The following is a 15,664-nucleotide window of genomic DNA, read 5'->3' as shown; positions in this document are numbered from 1 at the left end:
GTGGCTTAACGGCTGCCAGGCAGTTCGATGGTGATCAGTAAACCATGCGGTGTGCCATTGCGGGCACTGAGTTCGCCATTTACACGTTGAATCGATTTTTTGGCAATCGCCAAACCCAAGCCATGGCCAGAGTGTTCGCCGTGTTTGAAAAAGGGTGTGAACAGTTTGGGCAAAAGGGCGGAAGGAACGCCCGGGCCTTGGTCTTCAATGTCAATGCGCAACTGTTTATTCTGTACGCGACAGCAAATTTTTACAGCAGTGTTTTCGGGGGTGTGTTTAATTGCATTGCGAATAATGTTGTCAAATGCGCCTTGCAGGCTTTCAGCATGGCATCGCAAATTCCACTGCCTTACGTCGTCCGTGAATTCAACAAGCTTGCTCTGTTGCTCCGCTTCAAACTGAGCGTCTTCTACCACAGCAACCAACAACTCAATCACATTGTGTTCTCTCAGAATTTCCGCATTCTGGTTTGCATCCAGTCGCGATAAATTCAGCAGTTGACCAATCAGGTTGTCCAGCCTTTCTGCTTCGGTTTCAATGCGGCTCAAGCTCGTGTCCAAATGTGCCGGGTTCTGGCGTGCCAGGCCCACCGCCAGGTTCAGGCGTGCCAATGGCGAGCGCAGTTCATGCGATACGTCGTGCAACAACACTTTTTGTTGCTCAATACGGGTTTCAATTTCTTCAGCCATGTGGTCAAAGCCGCTGAGCAATTCGCCAATTTCATCGCTGCGTTTTTTGCCGGTTTTGTTGTTGGAAATGCGAACACCCAAGCGACCTTTGCCTGCTTCCCGAAATGCATTTTTCAAGGTGTTCAAGGGGCGGCTGAATGTGTAGGCCAACACACCTGCAAACAAAAGGCTGGCCAGAAACGCAGCAAAAATGCCGGCCCCTGGTACGGGTGGAAGCGGTGGTTCAAGTGCCTCACGTTGCTGGCGTTTGTCTGCATGTGGTGGTGTGGGCTCGCCGGTGCTGGTGTTGGTTGAAGGTTCCGGGTGGCGGCGATTGCGTGGAATAAACAGAATCCATTTCGACTGGTCTTGCGCGGTCACCTGCAACGTACCTTGCTCGGCTTGTTCCTCGCCATTGAACAGGGCGGTGATTCGTTGTTGAATGTTGTCGGGTACTTCCCGATGCAAAATTTCCTCGCCTTGGCTGGACACTGCAAACACCGGAATTGCGTTGCCTGTTCGCTGGCGGTTGCGGTCCAGCAAATTGCGCAAGGCATCTGGCCCTTTGCCTTCCAGCACTTCTTGAATGGTTTCCAGCATGAATTGCGCGCGTGGGCCTTCTGCTATATCACTGCTGGCTGGCTTTTCCCGCATCAGGTAAAGGGCGGTGCCTGTGGCCACGGCCGCAGCAATCAGGCACAACCAAAAACCAAAGAAAAATTTCCAGAACAGCTTGCCCATACACGCAACTCCGTTTAATCAAGGCTGAGCTGATAGCCCTGCCCGCGAATGGTGTGCAGGGTCAGTGGCAAGCGCTCGTCGTTCAGGTTTAATTTGTTGCGCAGGCTGCTCAGGTGCACATCAATGCTGCGGTCAAAACGCTCAAGGGGGCGCCCCAGGCCCTGCTCGCTCAGGGTGGCTTTACTGACCACCTGGCCGGCATGGCTGGCCAACACTTCCAGCAAATTGAATTCGGCACTGGTCAGTTCTATTTCACTTCCGTTCAACAACACTTTGCGCTTGGCCGGCTGTACTTCGAGCGGACCCAATTGAAGGGCCTGTTTGGGGGCACTGCTGGAGTCGTTGGCGCGTCGTAAAATTGCACGCACACGGGCCACAATTTCGCGGGGCAGGCAGGGTTTGGGTACATAGTCATCGGCACCCAACTCCAGCCCTACAATGCGGTCAATGTTGTCGCCGCGTGCCGTTAGCATCAGCACGGGGGTGTTGTACTTCTGGCGAATCTGTTTCAGGGTTTCAAGGCCGCTTTGCTGCGGCATCATGACATCAAGCACAACCAGTTGGTATTGCTCGTCTGCCAGCATTTTCAAGCCATTGATCGGGTTGGCACAGTGCTCGGCTTCGAAGCCTTCGCCGCGCAGGTATTCGCACAGCATTTCGCCCAGCTCAATGTCGTCGTCAATGTGAAGTATTTTTGTCATGGCTTCAATATTACTAGGCAGCCAGGCTTGATGCGCAATTGTTTGCAATCGCTTTACCCATCTTTACATAGCCTGCATCCTCGTTTACAGGCCCGTTTTGCACAATGCAGTTGTCTTTACACAAGGAGCAGGCAAATGAATGTATCGAAAATGACCATCCAGAAAATGATTGCTGTCACTGCAATGGCCATGGCGATTCCCATGAGTGCCTATGCGGGCCACCATGACGAAGGGAGCAAAAAGCAGCATTCTGAAATGCGCCACCACCACAAGCATGGGGGCATGTTGAAGCAACTGGACCTGACAGCGGAGCAACAAGCGCAGGTGGATCAGATCGTGCAGAAACAAAGGACTGAAATGAAAGCAGCCATGAAAGACCGCCGCGCACACCGCGATGAAATGAAGTCGATTGTGGAGCAAGACACGTTCGATGCCACCAAGGCGGAACGCCTGATTGCCCAGCAGCAAAAACAGGAGCGTGCGACCAAGCTGAGCATGCTGCGCACTCAGCACGAGATTTACAAAGTGTTAACACCGGAGCAGCGTGAAAAAGCCAAAGTGATTCGTGCGGAATGGCAAGAAAAGATGACGGACCGCTACAACAAGCGCAAAGCGGACAACCCCGGCAATGCCATGTAATACCTGAATTTTGTAGGTACTTTCCCAACCACCTTTTGAAGTATCCCAGCAGTAGCGCTTTTGCCCCTATACTGTCTCAAAAAAAGGAGACAGTTAATGGGGCAATCTTTTATTCGATTCGCATTGGCCTGCACGTTGACCGCAGCCAGCACCACAGCATTGGCAGCCCCCCCGGGTTTGCTGATGACCTACAGCTTCGACAGCTTGTCTGGCAAGTTTGGTCAACCACAGGAAGTCAAGGCCAGGTCATTCACCTTGGGCGCAACATTGGTGGGTGAAGGTTATCGGGCTTCCCTGTTCGTACCCTACATTTCGCTGGAAGGCCCGGGTACCTTGGTGGCCGGCACTGTTGCGGGTACCAACGGCCCTGCGCGTCGCAGCGAACAAGGCTTGGGCGACATGGTGGCCACTTACACCACCGATCTCATTGGCGGCATACAAACCAAGGGCTTTGCCATGTCGGCAACAGGTTTGGTGAAAATCGCAACGGGTAATGAAGACCGTGGCCTGGGCACCGGCAAAACCGATTACGGTATCCAGGCTGACCTGGCTTACCGTTTCAACAATGGCTTTGGTTTGACCGCAGTGTTGGGGCGCCAGTACTACGGCGACACCCCCGAGCTACCCTTGCTCAACGGCAACTACAGCACCGTGGGTGTGAACTTTCCGCTGGGCCAGTCGCTGTTTGTGAACCTGACCACCAGCCAGCGTGATGAATTGCTGGCGGGTACCGAGAAGCGCAAAGAGCGGGCAATTTCAGCCGTGTATGCGCTGGACACAACGTCGGCCTTGCAGTTTGGCTTCACCAAAGGCCGCAGCACGTCTAGCCCTGATGATGTGTTCTCTGTCAGTTACGTGTCACAGGTCGAGTAAAGCCGCTCAGTAATCCTCTGTGAAGCCGGGGTGATGCAAAAGTGTCACCTCGGGCTCTCCCCAGTGCCATAACATGCTGCGTCGCAGTAAAATACAGGTCTTGACTTCAACAGGCGAACACCGTGTCCAAAGACCTTTCACACCTTCTTGACGCCAACCGAACCTGGGCTGCAGCCCAGGTGGACAAAGACCCCGAATTTTTCAAACGCCTTGAAAACCAGCAGTCGCCGGAGTATTTCTGGATCGGTTGCTCGGATAGTCGCGTGCCCGCCAACACCATTGTGAATTTGCAACCCGGCGAGGTGTTTGTACACCGCAATGTGGCCAACCAGGTGTTCCACGGTGATTTGAATGGGCAATCGGCCACGCAGTTTGCTGTGGAGTTTTTGAAGGTGAAGCACATAATCGTGTGCGGTCACTATGGTTGCTCTGGCGTGCGCATGGCCATGCGGGGCGATCGGGTGGGTTTGGCCGATGCCTGGGTTCGCCCCATTCACCAGTTGGCACGCAGGCATGGTTTAGTGACCACGGATGAAAATCTTCAGCAGGCCTGTCACGACCAGTTGTGTGAGCTTAATGTGATTGAACAGGTGAAGCACCTGTGCGAAAGCACCTTGATTGAAGATGCCTGGGAGCGCGGGCAAGATTTGACTGTGCATGGCTGGTTGTACAGCCTGAAAGACGGCATTGTGCGAAACCTGCAAATTTCCATTTCTGGCCCCAAGGACATTGACAAGATTTACACCAATGCAGTGGCTGCATTGAAAAAGCGTTACAGCTGATCGATTCTTGGTCTAGAATAAGAAAATAATTCAAGCGTTTGTTTGAATTGTGGGTTCATTTAAAATTCTAGGAGACGATTTACATGGCTTTTTCTACCCAATCCAAACTGGGCGACTTGCTGGACAACCCAGATACCGCAGCGATTTTGGAAAAACACATGCCCGGCATTTCTACACACCCGCAAATTGGCATGGGCAAAGGTTTTCCCTTGGCCGTTGTTGCCAATTTTTCCGGTGGTTTGATTACCCAGGAAATGCTGGAAGCTGTAGACGCTGAATTCGCCGCATTGGGCTGATCGATTCTTTGATTCGAATTGATTGTTCCAATTGGTTGATCAACGGCGAGTGGGCCAGTTCCATTCGCCGTTCTGTTTTTATCGAAGAACAAGGCATTGATGAATCCGAGGAATGGGACGAACACGACTCGGTTTCCATACACGTGCTTGCCTGGATAAGTAACAAGCCGGTGGGCACGGCGAGGTTGTTGCCTGAAGGAAAAATTGGCCGCATGGCTGTACTCCCTGAATTCAGAAGCCGGGGAATTGGCAGTGCCATGTTGCAGGCTTTGCTGGCGGTGGCCAAAGAACAAAACTTGCCGCAGGTGCGCTTGAGTGCGCAACAGCAGGCGATTGAATTTTACAGTCGACATGGTTTTTCGCCGCTTGGTGATGCCCACACGGAGGTGGGAATACCACACCAGTGGATGGCGTTGAACCTGACAACATAACAAAGGACTGGGTTGTGGCTAGAGTATTGAAAGAACAAAAACACGACGATGGCCGACGTGGCGACATTGTGCGCGCGGCTGCCAAGTTGTTTCGTGACAAAGGTTACGACGGGGCCAGCATGCGGGCCATTGCCAATGCGGTGGGTATGCAATGCGGAAGTCCGTTTTACCACTTTGCCAGCAAGCAGGATATTTTGGTGGCTGTGGTTGAAGAAGGCTTGCGACAAGGGCTTGAAAAAACACGCGCAGTGGTGAAGCCTAACCTGACCGCAGATACCCAGTTTCGCGCTTTGGTGAAAGTGCATCTCAGCATTATTCTTGAAGATGGCAACGACTTTATTCCAGTGATGCTATACAACTGGCGCTGTCTGGATGAAGTGCACCAACGCAGGCTGATTGCCACCAAAGATGAATACGATGCCATTTGGCAAGATGCGGTGAATGGTTTGTACAAGGCCGGTTTTTTGGGTGGTGATACGAAATTCGCCCGCTTGATGGTATTGGGCGCCATGAACTTTATGGTGACTTGGTACAAGCCCAAGAAGGGCGACAATCTGGACACACTGGCTGACAGAGTGGTGGCCTTTTTCCTGTCACAGCACGCCTGAAGCGGTTTCAAACGAAAAAAGCCCTTGCCGGCGTGTAACCGGCAAGGGTTTTTTTTGTGGGCAATTTGCGATTAACGCAGCAAGCCTGACAGTGAAGCGGGGCGTGCCGCAATCACGTTCTGGATCAAGCTCGAAGTCATTGCAGTGATTGCGCCCAACTGGCCTGCATTCATCATGCTTGCTGTTGCGCTCATGTTGCCTGCCATGGTGGCTGTGGCCAAGCCGGCGACATCCATTGAGCCGGTGCTGGACATGTCTGCGGCCAGCGAGGCACCCGAAGTTTTGTCGGCTACATTTTGTACCGTACCCAATACACCACCAGTCACACCTTCAACCACGGTGCCTGCTGTTTGGTAAGCGCTGTCTACCTTGTCCATCATCTGAGCACTTTGACCACCACCAAGCTTGATCGTGGCGTTCGCGCTTGCGCTGGCTGAAGCTGTGGCCTGATCTGCGTTGTCTTGGCCTGCTTCAGCAGATTCGCCCGCGCTGTCACCTGTGGAGGCTGTTTGGTCACCAGCTTCAGGCTGTTCCATTGCAGGTGCTTCTGCAGTGGGTGCTGGTTCGTTGGTTGGTGTTGGTTCTGCAACAGGAGTTGGTTGTGGTGCAGTTTCGGGTGCAGGTTGCGCAGCAGGTGGCTGCTGGCGCTGGAACAGGCTTACTTTGATTTCACCTTGTGCCTGACCTTGGGCAGCCGCTTGCTCGCCAGAATGCGCGGCAGCGAACAAAGCGCCCCAGCCGTTCAGTGTGGCGATGTCGGATGCCTTGGCAGTCATGGGCATTGCGAAAGAGGAAGCGATGGCTGCAACGATTGCGATCTGTTTAACTTGCATGGTGTTTCTCCTGTGTGTTGGATGTAGTAGGCGCTCTTTGGATCACGCCTCACACCTTCTCTAACGGAGACACCGTGTAGGAAAAAGATAACTAGCTAGGGGGTACGCCCAACGTGGTGTACCCCTTCAAACAGGTGAAGATTATTCGGTAATTTTCATGTTCAGCAGCACTTGGGCCATACCCTTGCCCAGTGGATCATTTCTCATGGAGGTCATTCCCCCGCCGTCCAGTGCTTCTTTCATAACGAGATTAAAGGCTTGAACTTGAGGTAGCTCGAAAGTGTGAACCTCGCCTTTCACCAAGTGTGCAAGGTAGCCCTTTACCTTTTCTGGGTGCAGCAAATGCTGAAGTAGGGGCCAGTGCTCCGGCTTTCTTGCCACGATGCCCACATTGCTGGTGTTGCCTTTGTCGCCGCTGCGGCCGTGTGCAATTTCAATCAAGGGTTTGCCGATCAATTCAGGTGGAACAGACACCGGTTGAATTGCCTTCGCAGTGGCGGCTTGGTCGCCAGTTGGTACTTTGGGGTGTTCCGGTTCCAGGTACTGAATTTGTTCGCCACTTACTTGAACCACAGCACTGTGCAGGTGCTTGGGCACGAAACAACTGAACATTTTGACCAGCGGGGTTACGTTGGGGCGGCCCATGCCAAAGTTACCGCTGGTGCCTGGTGCATAGCTGGTGCCCGCCGGGGCAATTTCGCGAGAAAAAATGGCGGCAGCTTTCTTGTCTGTGTGGGTAATTGCAATACGCAACATGGCTTCGTGGCCCAACTGCGCTTTGGCATGCGGGCCCAAATCGGTCTCACTACCAATGACTTCAATCGAGGTGCGGGTGTAGTCGGCCAGGCCTTGTCGTTTGAACATGGCACGCGTTCGCTCCAGAATTGCTTCACCAGTGCGCCGGGCTTTGGCGTGTGCATCAAACCCAACAATCGACAGCATGCCGATACAGCGAAACCCTTCCGGATACGTGGCGCATACTTTGTACAAGTCACTTGGGGCCTTGCCGGTGGCGCCCCAAATTTTTACGCGATTCGGGCTTGTTTCTTCGATGTTCACGGTGGTGAAATCGCACACCACATCGGGCAGTGCATAGTTGGCGGGGTCGTGAATTTCATACAGCAGTTGTTCGGTGGCCACTGCTTTATTCACCAGGCCGCCTGTACCTTCAGGTTTGCTCAATTCAAAGCTGCCGTTGGCAGCCACATCGATCACCGGGTAGCCGATATTGGCCCAGTCCGGCACCTGTTCCCAATCTGTGAAAAGTCCACCCGTGGCTTGCGCTCCACATTCGACAATGTGGCCCGCCAGGCTGCCCTGTGCCAGTTGATCCAGATCGCTCGCTTGCCATTTGAATTCATGCACCAGCGCACCCAGTACTATGGCACTGTCTACTACGCGGCCGGTGATGACAATATCCGCTCCGGCATCGAGTGCCGCCGCAATCGGAAACGCACCCAGATAAGCATTGGCTGTAAGGAAGAAAGGTGGGGCTGTCTGGCCGGAATGTTGGTCTGTCAATTCAACACCATTTTTTCTCAACTGCCCCAAAGTGCTGGTGGCGTCGTCGCCGCTTACCACGCCAATTCGAATGGTGTGCCCGGCCTCTGTCATGGCCTGTTGCAAGGCGGCTGCGCAACCAGCTGGGTTTAGTCCACCCGCGTTCGCGATAATCCTGATCCCTTTGGCTTTGGCGACTGGCAGGGCCTTTTTCATCAGGTCGATGAAATCAAGCGCATACCCGTGCTCCGGGTTTTTCATGCGCATGCCTGCCATGATGGCCAGTGTGAGTTCAGCCAGATAATCATAGGTGATGTACTGAATGCCCGGTACTTTCATCAATTGTTCTGTGCCCAGGCTGCTGTCGCCCCAAAAGCCGCAGGCGCCGCCGATCTTGATGGTGTTTGAATTGGGCATGCTCATGATCACTTGTTGATGGTTTTGGGAGACCCATCATAGCAAAGCCATTTGCAATAAATCAAACGATCGTTTGAATTATTCGACTTGTTTGTAACTTCTTTCCAGTGCATCCAGCATTAGATTGGCTGCAGTGGTGGTGTTGTGGTTCATGTCGGGTGCTATGCGCGGAAACACCATCATATTCTTGGTTTCATCGTCAAAGCAGGCTGGCAGCAAACCCGATTTCAGCAAAACGAAATCAGCGATCAGGCGGCATGTTCGACCGTTCCCGTCTGCAAAAGGATGAATTGAAACTCCCTTCATGGCAGTTCGGGCGGCCAACAAAACCGGATTGCTGCTTCCCTTGTTCAGTTCCTCAGCCACTTCGGTACACAGCGTGTTCAACTCGGCGTGTACCATCGAACCCGGCACTGCCAGGCGGCTTGGGTGCGGGTCGCGGCTGCCCTGGGAGTCACAAAGGCCAATCCAGACGTTGTCGTATTGACGAACCAGGCCGCCGACCGTTTCGTTCACTCCCCGCATCAGGGTACTGTGAACGGCAATGAATAAATCATGAATTGTTTGCGGTGATACGGATTCGCTGTTTCTGGCGGCTTGAAAAATCAGATCATTTGCGCACTGCCAGTTGAGCATCGCCTGCTTGTGGTGCGTGTTTTCGTCTTTTAGGGTTTCTGATCCTCCCCGGCGCGGTACTTCAAGCAGTTGAAGGTGTTCCGGTTCCACCACAGGAATCTGACTCTTGAATTGTTCAAGTTTTTGTTGTGCCAGCTCGATCACCGCCTTGTTCACAGGCTGATTAAATATATAGTCGAAATTGCTTTTCATGGCTTCGTCGTTTTGTCCTGATGCAATGAGGTGCAGGCGCGCGTCAAGGAAAGGGATTTGCTCCAGTCCTGATCGTTTGCTGTCGGCAGCAGGTGCAGTCGTGTAGCGTGTTTTCAGGCTTGATGGGGTAAACGAATCTCCCTGTTTTTCTTCTGTTTCTACCTTGGACCATTTTCCCTCGGCAGTTTTTACCGCAAGTGATGCAGGTAGTTCTTGAATGATTGCAGATCCAAACCGATGGGCCAGTAATCCAGAAAGGGATAACTTTGCAATTGTGGTCGCCGCATTGGGCAGGGCAGGGTCGGGCCGCGCGACTGCTTTTTCTGGCAGGTTTGGATCGTTAAGTGATCCCGCGCGGTGATTTGCAACGTCGCTTCTTCTTAACATGACTCATAGTGTGGAGACGATATTTTTATGAGTGAGCCACATCCATGCATGGTTCCATTGCTACTTCATCAGAGCCTAGTTTTTGTAGCTTGAGAGATGGATGCTTGTTTCCGTGTTGCTGATTCCCTTGATCAATCGTATGCGTTCAAGTATTCCAGAAAGTCCGTTCAGGTTTTCCGCCTGTAGTTCGACCAACAAATCCCAGCGTCCATTTGTGCTGTGAATAGCCGTAACACCAGGTTCACCCAGCAAATTTGCCAGCACGGTGCGGCTGTCATTGCCTTCAATCAAAATACTCATCCAGGCGACAATCAGATTGGCCGTGGCATCGGGTCTCAATTTCACGCTGTAACCCACGATAACACCTGAGTTTTCAAGTTTGTTGATTCGATTGCTCACTGTGCCGCGGGACACTTTCAAGTGGTGGGCCAATGTTGCAATGCTTAATCTCGCATTGGTGCGCAACAAACCCAAGAGTTGGCGATCTAGTGTATCCATCATGACGTTTTGAAGTTTATTTCTGACAATATGCTAGGAATATTGCATTTTGCAAGCACTTTATGTGCTTATGCTTGACAGTGTTTCATAGCAAAATGGTGTGTCTAACTGAGTTAAGCAGGTGGGGGGGGATGATGAACACGCCATTCCTGAGCGCACAGGGCGCTGCAATTCTTGTTTCGCGTCATGGCCTTTCTCGATGTATTAGAGGCATGCACGATGCAATTGCTCATGACTTCAAACGTTGGGAACAGTTTGAGAAGTCAGCGCGCCTTGCGACCCACTCTGCCGAGGGCGTCATTGAAATCATGCCGATCAACGATGGACAAACCTACGGTTTCAAGTATGTCAACGGCCATCCGAACAACCACCGGCATGAATTGCCAACTGTGATGGCGTTTGGTGTATTGGCCAGCGTACAAACCGGTCTGCCTCAATTCATCAGCGAACTAACCTTGATCACGGCTTTGCGCACTGCGGCCACTTCCGTGTTGGCGGCCAGTCACCTCACCAAGCCGGGGGCGCGCAGCATGGCCTTGATTGGCAACGGTGCGCAAAGTGAATTTCAGGCCGTTGCTTTTCACGAGGCTTTGGGCATCGACAGGTTTTACCTTTACGACACTGATCTTTTTGCGACCGAGAGATTGACTCACCATTTGAATGAACTCGGGTTTCATGTCACACGGTGCAAAAGTGTGGCTCAGGCTGTTGCGCGGGCAGATGTCATTACCACAGCCACGGCCGCAAAAACCCGGGCCCATGTATTGACCCGGGACATGCTGAGGCCGGGTGTTCACATCAATGCGATCGGGGGTGATTGCCCCGGGAAAACTGAACTTCACCCGGATGTACTTGGCAATGCCCGTGTGTTTGTGGAGTATGAGCCGCAAACCCGAATCGAAGGCGACATTCAGCAAATGCCATCCGATTTCCCAGTGATCCAGTTGTGGGAGGTGCTCACGGGTTTTGCGCTGGGGCGTACCCACGCAGACCAAATCACGGTGTTTGATTCTGTGGGGTTCGCGCTTGAAGATTTTTCTGCTTTGCGCTACATGCATGAACTGGCGGAGGAAAAAGGCGAGCTTGAGTACCTGTCATTGATTCCACACATGAGCAATCCGAAAAATCTTTATGGTTTGATATCGAAGGCAGAGTGCGCATGATTGCGCTGATCGGTGCACCCTGCGACGCCGGGGCAAACACGGCAGGATCTGCACTGGGTCCTGATGCATTAAGGCGTGCGGGTATTCAGTACAGTTTGCAGAAAACGGGTTGTAAGGTTGAGGATTTGGGCGACCTTCAAGTTGAGCTGCCTGAAAATGACACAGTGGTGCAGGGGTACCGGAATTTTCATGAAGTGGTGGCCTGGAATCGTGCAGTGCATTTGGCGGTGGCGAGCGCCTTGAAAGACGGAAATGTTCCCGTGTTGCTGGGGGGAGACCACTCCCTGGCCATGGGTTCAATCAGTGCGGTTTCGGCGCACTGCCGCCGGGTACACAAAGCGTTGCGTGTGGTGTGGCTGGACGCGCATGCCGATTTCAACACGGCCAGCACGTCAACCACAGGCAATATGCATGGCATGCCCTTGACCGCGCTGTGCGGGCAGGGGCCGCCAGAACTGACACAACTGGGTGGGTTCTGCCCGGCGTTGCAAGCATCTCAAATTCGCTTGTTGGGCGTGCGCTCAATCGATCCCGAGGAACATCGTGCAGTGCGCCGCGCCGCGCTGCCCATCGTGACCATGCGGAACATTCACGGCCGCGGAATTGTTCAGGCCATGAACGCAGCGTTGGCCGACATTGATCCGGGTACGCATGTGCATGTCAGTTTCGATGTGGATTGTATCGATCCATCTGTGTTGCCCGGTGTAAGCACGCCGGAAGAAGGTGGCCTGCAGCTGAATGCCCTGCATTACTGCTTGGCGCGGATTGCGCAAACGGGTTGTGTGGCTTCAGTGGACCTGGTTGAATTAAATCCTTTGGCCGACCCATCGGGCGAAAGTGCTGAGCGTGCTGTGGAATTGTTGTCTGTGCTGTTGAATCCGGATTGGGAAAGGCATGTGCAACGCCCGTTTGATTGGGCTGAACATGCAATCTGAACTTGACCGTTTGCGCGCGGAAATTAATTCGCTGACCCGGGTGGATGAAGCGCAAAGGGTGCGTGTTTTACTTGAAAAAAGCACTTGGCTGGAGGCCGATTTTGAGACGGTAAAACAAACGGCACTCGAACACGTCGCGCGTTTGCGCAAGGTGCAAAAGCACAGCGCAGGCATTCAGCAGTTGATGTCTGAATATCGCTTGTCTACCCAGGAAGGCGTGGCATTAATGTGCCTGGCAGAAGCTTTGCTGCGAATTCCTGACGCTCAAACACGCGATGAACTGATCCGTGACAAATTAAGCCATGCCAATTGGGCTGCGCACTTGGGGCACAGTTCTTCCCTGTTTGTGAATGCCAGCACCTGGGGTTTGTTCATCGCTGGGCACTGGGTTCAAATGCCAGGCGATGACGGCTTGTATTCCAGCTTGCAGCGTTTGATGGCACGCAGCAGCGAGGGCTTTGTTCGCACGGCGGTTGAGCTGGCTGTGCGGTTCATGGGGCAACAGTTTGTTGCGGCCCAAACCATTGAGGAGGCCTTGCGCAACAGCCGTGCAAGCGTGGCACAGGGTCACACCTTTTCATTTGACATGCTGGGCGAGGCGGCAATGTGCGAAGCCGATGCGCAGGCCTACTTCGACAGTTATGCTCACGCCATTGATGTCATCGGACGCGACAGCACCCACGGTGTTATTGACGGCAATGGCATTTCGGTGAAATTGTCAGCCCTGCACCCGCGTTACACGCTGTGGCAGGAAAAACGCGTATGCGCTGAACTGTATCCGCGGCTTTACAGGCTTGCGCTTTCGGCCAAACAGCGCAACATTGCATTCAATGTGGACGCAGAGGAAAGTGAGCGCCTGGATTTGTCGCTTGATCTGTTCACACGACTTGCTTTTGAGCCTGAACTGCAGCATTGGAACGGTTTGGGTTTGGCGGTACAGGCTTACCAAACCCGTGCCACGGCGGTGATTGAGTTTGTTGCTGCCTTGGCACGCACCAGCGAACGGGTCATTCAGGTTCGGCTGGTGAAAGGTGCCTATTGGGACAGCGAGATCAAACGTTGCCAAACTCAGGGTTTGGCGCACTTCCCGGTGTTTACGCAGAAGGTGCACACGGATCTTTCCTACTTGTATTGTGCAGAATTGATGTTGCGCAATGCCAGTTTTATTTACCCCCAGTTTGCCACCCACAATGCCCACACCTATGCAGCCGTTCAACACCTGGCTGCGCAGCTTGACGTGCGCAATGTCGAAATGCAGTGTTTGCATGGCATGGGGGAAGGGCTTTACCAGCGATGCAGAATTTATGCACCTGTGGGCACCCATCAAACATTGCTTCCTTATCTGGTTCGTCGCTTGCTTGAAAATGGTGCCAATACATCGTTTGTCAACCAGATCATGGATCCCGATGTGGATATGAATGCATTGGTAGAACACCCTGTGGCCAGGTTGCGCAAGCACGGCATTCGCCCCAACCCCGCCTGTACGCCCGCGCCGCATTTGTTTGGTGCGAATCGCCTCAATTCAATGGGGTTTGATCTGTACTGCAAGCACACCGTGCAGTGTCTCCAGCAATCTGTGGACAACAGTTCCCTGTCGGCGTTGCCGCCTATTGCTTACAGCACACAAACCCAAGTGCAAGATGCATTGAGCATGGCTTTGCGTTCGCACGAGATAAGCTGCGACTGGTTTGAAAAAGGGCCGGAACACCGGGCTGCTTGCTTGTTGCAGGCCGCCAAATTGCTGGAAGTACATCAACTTCAACTGATCAACCTCCTGGTGCATGAGGCAAAAAAAACCGTTCCAAATGCACACCTGGAAGTGCGTGAGGCAGTGGATTTTTGCCGCTATTATGCAGCTCAAATTTGTGCATTGCCTTGGTACAAAACCAGCTTTTCCCCGCGTTTGGCAGTTTGCATCAGCCCCTGGAATTTTCCACTGGCAATATTCATGGGGCAGGTTGTGGGGGCTTTGGCCAGCGGGCATGCTGTGGTGGCCAAGCCAGCTGAACAAACGCCACAAATCGCACGCAGTGCAGCGCACTTGCTGCACGAGGCGGGCGTGCCTGCTGCCGTGTTACAACTGGTGTATGGCGACGCTGAAGTGGGTTCCTGGTTGACCAGTTTTCCGGCGGTCAGTACTGTGTTGTTCACCGGTTCCAATGCCGCCGCAAAACACATTCAAGCCAGCGTGCTGAAACGCGATGTGTCGCATCTCCCCGCTTTGCTGATCGCTGAAACAGGCGGGCAAAATGCCATGGTGGTCGATTCATCTGCATTGCTGGAACAAGTGGTGAGCGATTCACTTGAGTCGGCCTTTGGAAGTGCAGGGCAACGTTGCTCAGCCCTGCGCGTATTGTGCGTGCAAGATGACATTGCCGACAGGTTGATCGCCCTGCTGAAAGCAGCAGTGCAAGAACTTCAGGTAGGCGACCCGGCGAGTTTTTCCACCGATTTGGGCCCCTTGATTGATCAGGACGCATGGCAGCTTGTGCATGATCACATTGAACGCATGAAAGCAAAAAGTTTTCCGGTGTTTCAGGCCACACGCTTGGACAATTCCGCACAAGGACATTTCATTGCCCCCACGTTGATTGAACTGCAGCAGTTGCATGAATTACAGCGGGAGGTGTTTGGCCCGGTTCTACATATTGTGCGTTTCAATGCAGATCAGTTGCCCGCGGTGTTGCATGAATTGAATGCCACCGGTTATGCCCTTACCTTTGGCATCCACAGTCGAATTCAATCCACCATTGAGCTGGCCTGCAACACCATTGAAGCGGGTAACGTGTACGTGAACCGGAACATGGTCGGGGCCGTGGTGGGTAGCCAACCGTTTGGCGGTCATGGCAAATCCGGAACAGGACCCAAGGCAGGGGGGGCGCATTACTTGCCCACCTTGATGCGTCTTGCCCAGTTTGAAAACCTGGGGGGTGAAATATTGCCAGGCCCCACGGGCGAACAAAATAGTTACCGTTGCCGGCCCCGTGGTCGCGTGTGGTGCACAGCACGTGATGCAGTGCAACTGCGGCAGCAAATTGATGCGGTATTGGCCACGGGCAGTATTGCTGTTGTTGAAACGGGGGTGTTCAATCGATGGCACAAACAGGGTGTCGAGTGGACGGATGCAATTCAATTGGAATACATTGATGCCGCAGTCTGTGAACACATACCACAACGCGCACACGAAGTGGCTCGCGCACTGGCAGCACACTCGCAGCGCATCATTCCCCTGGTACTCGCGAATTCAGATGGCACTTACCCAGCCTATCGCTTGGTCTGTGAACAGCTTGTGTGTACCAACACCGCAGCGGCGGGCGGCAACATTGAATTGATTGCCAGGGTTTAAGCCAATTTTTTATGCATT

The 15,664-nt window shown here is 53.2% G+C and carries 15 protein-coding genes; 9 read left to right on the top strand and 6 right to left on the bottom strand.

Annotated features, from left to right (window positions below; all coding sequences use genetic code 11):
* Nucleotides 1-5 precede the first annotated feature (5 nt).
* Both ACVL1J_RS11995 and ACVL1J_RS11990 read right to left on the bottom strand, forming a co-directional pair.
* Complete coding sequence (locus ACVL1J_RS11995; RefSeq protein ID WP_341236901.1) at nucleotides 6-1,409, bottom strand: ATP-binding protein; 1,404 nt, start codon at nucleotides 1,407-1,409, stop codon at nucleotides 6-8.
* A gap of 14 nt (nucleotides 1,410-1,423) precedes the next feature.
* Nucleotides 1,424-2,110: a response regulator transcription factor gene (locus ACVL1J_RS11990; RefSeq protein WP_341236900.1), complete on the bottom strand. Its 687-nt coding sequence runs from the start codon at nucleotides 2,108-2,110 to the stop codon at nucleotides 1,424-1,426.
* A gap of 135 nt (nucleotides 2,111-2,245) precedes the next feature.
* On the opposite strand from ACVL1J_RS11990, the gene ACVL1J_RS11985 reads away from it, so the two are divergent.
* The 6 genes from ACVL1J_RS11985 (at nucleotide 2,246) to ACVL1J_RS11960 (ending at nucleotide 5,739) form a co-directional block, all read left to right on the top strand.
* The gene (locus ACVL1J_RS11985; RefSeq protein ID WP_341236899.1) at nucleotides 2,246-2,749 is read left to right on the top strand and encodes a Spy/CpxP family protein refolding chaperone; all 504 of its coding nucleotides are present in this window, start codon (nucleotides 2,246-2,248) and stop codon (nucleotides 2,747-2,749) included.
* 96 nt (nucleotides 2,750-2,845) lie between these two features.
* Nucleotides 2,846-3,622 carry a hypothetical protein gene (locus tag ACVL1J_RS11980; RefSeq protein ID WP_341236898.1) on the top strand — a complete coding sequence of 259 codons (777 nt, stop codon included), beginning with the start codon at nucleotides 2,846-2,848 and terminating at the stop codon, nucleotides 3,620-3,622.
* 122 nt (nucleotides 3,623-3,744) lie between these two features.
* The gene (locus ACVL1J_RS11975; RefSeq protein ID WP_159568980.1) at nucleotides 3,745-4,404 is read left to right on the top strand and encodes a carbonic anhydrase; all 660 of its coding nucleotides are present in this window, start codon (nucleotides 3,745-3,747) and stop codon (nucleotides 4,402-4,404) included.
* Between the two features lie 83 nt (nucleotides 4,405-4,487).
* Nucleotides 4,488-4,700 (top strand): hypothetical protein, encoded by a 213-nt coding sequence (locus ACVL1J_RS11970; RefSeq protein WP_159568979.1) that lies wholly within the window; start codon nucleotides 4,488-4,490, stop codon nucleotides 4,698-4,700.
* A gap of 8 nt (nucleotides 4,701-4,708) precedes the next feature.
* Entirely contained in the window at nucleotides 4,709-5,131 is a 423-nt protein-coding gene (locus ACVL1J_RS11965) for a GNAT family N-acetyltransferase (RefSeq protein WP_159568978.1), read from the top strand.
* A 14-nt stretch (nucleotides 5,132-5,145) separates the two neighbouring features.
* The gene (locus ACVL1J_RS11960; RefSeq protein ID WP_341236897.1) at nucleotides 5,146-5,739 is read left to right on the top strand and encodes a TetR/AcrR family transcriptional regulator; all 594 of its coding nucleotides are present in this window, start codon (nucleotides 5,146-5,148) and stop codon (nucleotides 5,737-5,739) included.
* 71 nt (nucleotides 5,740-5,810) lie between these two features.
* Here ACVL1J_RS11960 and ACVL1J_RS11955 read toward each other — a convergent pair whose 3' ends face one another.
* The 4 genes from ACVL1J_RS11955 to ACVL1J_RS11940 all read right to left on the bottom strand — a co-directional run bounded on the left by ACVL1J_RS11955 (nucleotide 5,811) and on the right by ACVL1J_RS11940 (nucleotide 10,202).
* Nucleotides 5,811-6,572, bottom strand: coding sequence for a hypothetical protein (locus tag ACVL1J_RS11955; protein ID WP_341236896.1), 762 nt, complete (start codon nucleotides 6,570-6,572; stop codon nucleotides 5,811-5,813).
* Between the two features lie 141 nt (nucleotides 6,573-6,713).
* Nucleotides 6,714-8,495 (bottom strand): acyclic terpene utilization AtuA family protein, encoded by a 1,782-nt coding sequence (locus tag ACVL1J_RS11950; RefSeq protein ID WP_341236895.1) that lies wholly within the window; start codon nucleotides 8,493-8,495, stop codon nucleotides 6,714-6,716.
* A 72-nt stretch (nucleotides 8,496-8,567) separates the two neighbouring features.
* A complete protein-coding gene (locus ACVL1J_RS11945) occupies nucleotides 8,568-9,704 on the bottom strand; it encodes a Fic family protein (RefSeq protein ID WP_341236894.1) in 1,137 nt (378 codons plus the stop codon).
* Between the two features lie 75 nt (nucleotides 9,705-9,779).
* Nucleotides 9,780-10,202, bottom strand: a complete 423-nt coding sequence (locus tag ACVL1J_RS11940) for an Lrp/AsnC family transcriptional regulator (RefSeq protein WP_159569690.1) — start codon at nucleotides 10,200-10,202, stop codon at nucleotides 9,780-9,782.
* Between the two features lie 95 nt (nucleotides 10,203-10,297).
* Here ACVL1J_RS11940 and ocd point away from each other — a divergent pair, with 95 nt between their 5' ends.
* The 3 genes from ocd to putA are packed head-to-tail and all read left to right on the top strand — an operon-like array spanning nucleotide 10,298 to nucleotide 15,646.
* Nucleotides 10,298-11,365, top strand: coding sequence for an ornithine cyclodeaminase (gene ocd, locus ACVL1J_RS11935; RefSeq protein WP_491665365.1), 1,068 nt, complete (start codon nucleotides 10,298-10,300; stop codon nucleotides 11,363-11,365).
* Nucleotides 11,362-12,300 (top strand): arginase, encoded by a 939-nt coding sequence (gene rocF, locus ACVL1J_RS11930; protein WP_341236892.1) that lies wholly within the window; start codon nucleotides 11,362-11,364, stop codon nucleotides 12,298-12,300. The genes ocd and rocF overlap by 4 nt, the downstream gene beginning before the upstream one ends.
* Nucleotides 12,260-15,646, top strand: coding sequence for a bifunctional proline dehydrogenase/L-glutamate gamma-semialdehyde dehydrogenase PutA (gene putA, locus ACVL1J_RS11925; RefSeq protein ID WP_491665350.1), 3,387 nt, complete (start codon nucleotides 12,260-12,262; stop codon nucleotides 15,644-15,646). Before rocF ends, putA begins: the two co-directional genes overlap by 41 nt.
* Nucleotides 15,647-15,664: the final 18 nt, after the last annotated feature.

This window comes from Limnobacter sp. G6BE5S (assembly GCF_058448965.1).
This window is presented reverse-complemented; position numbering and strand designations above follow the sequence as displayed.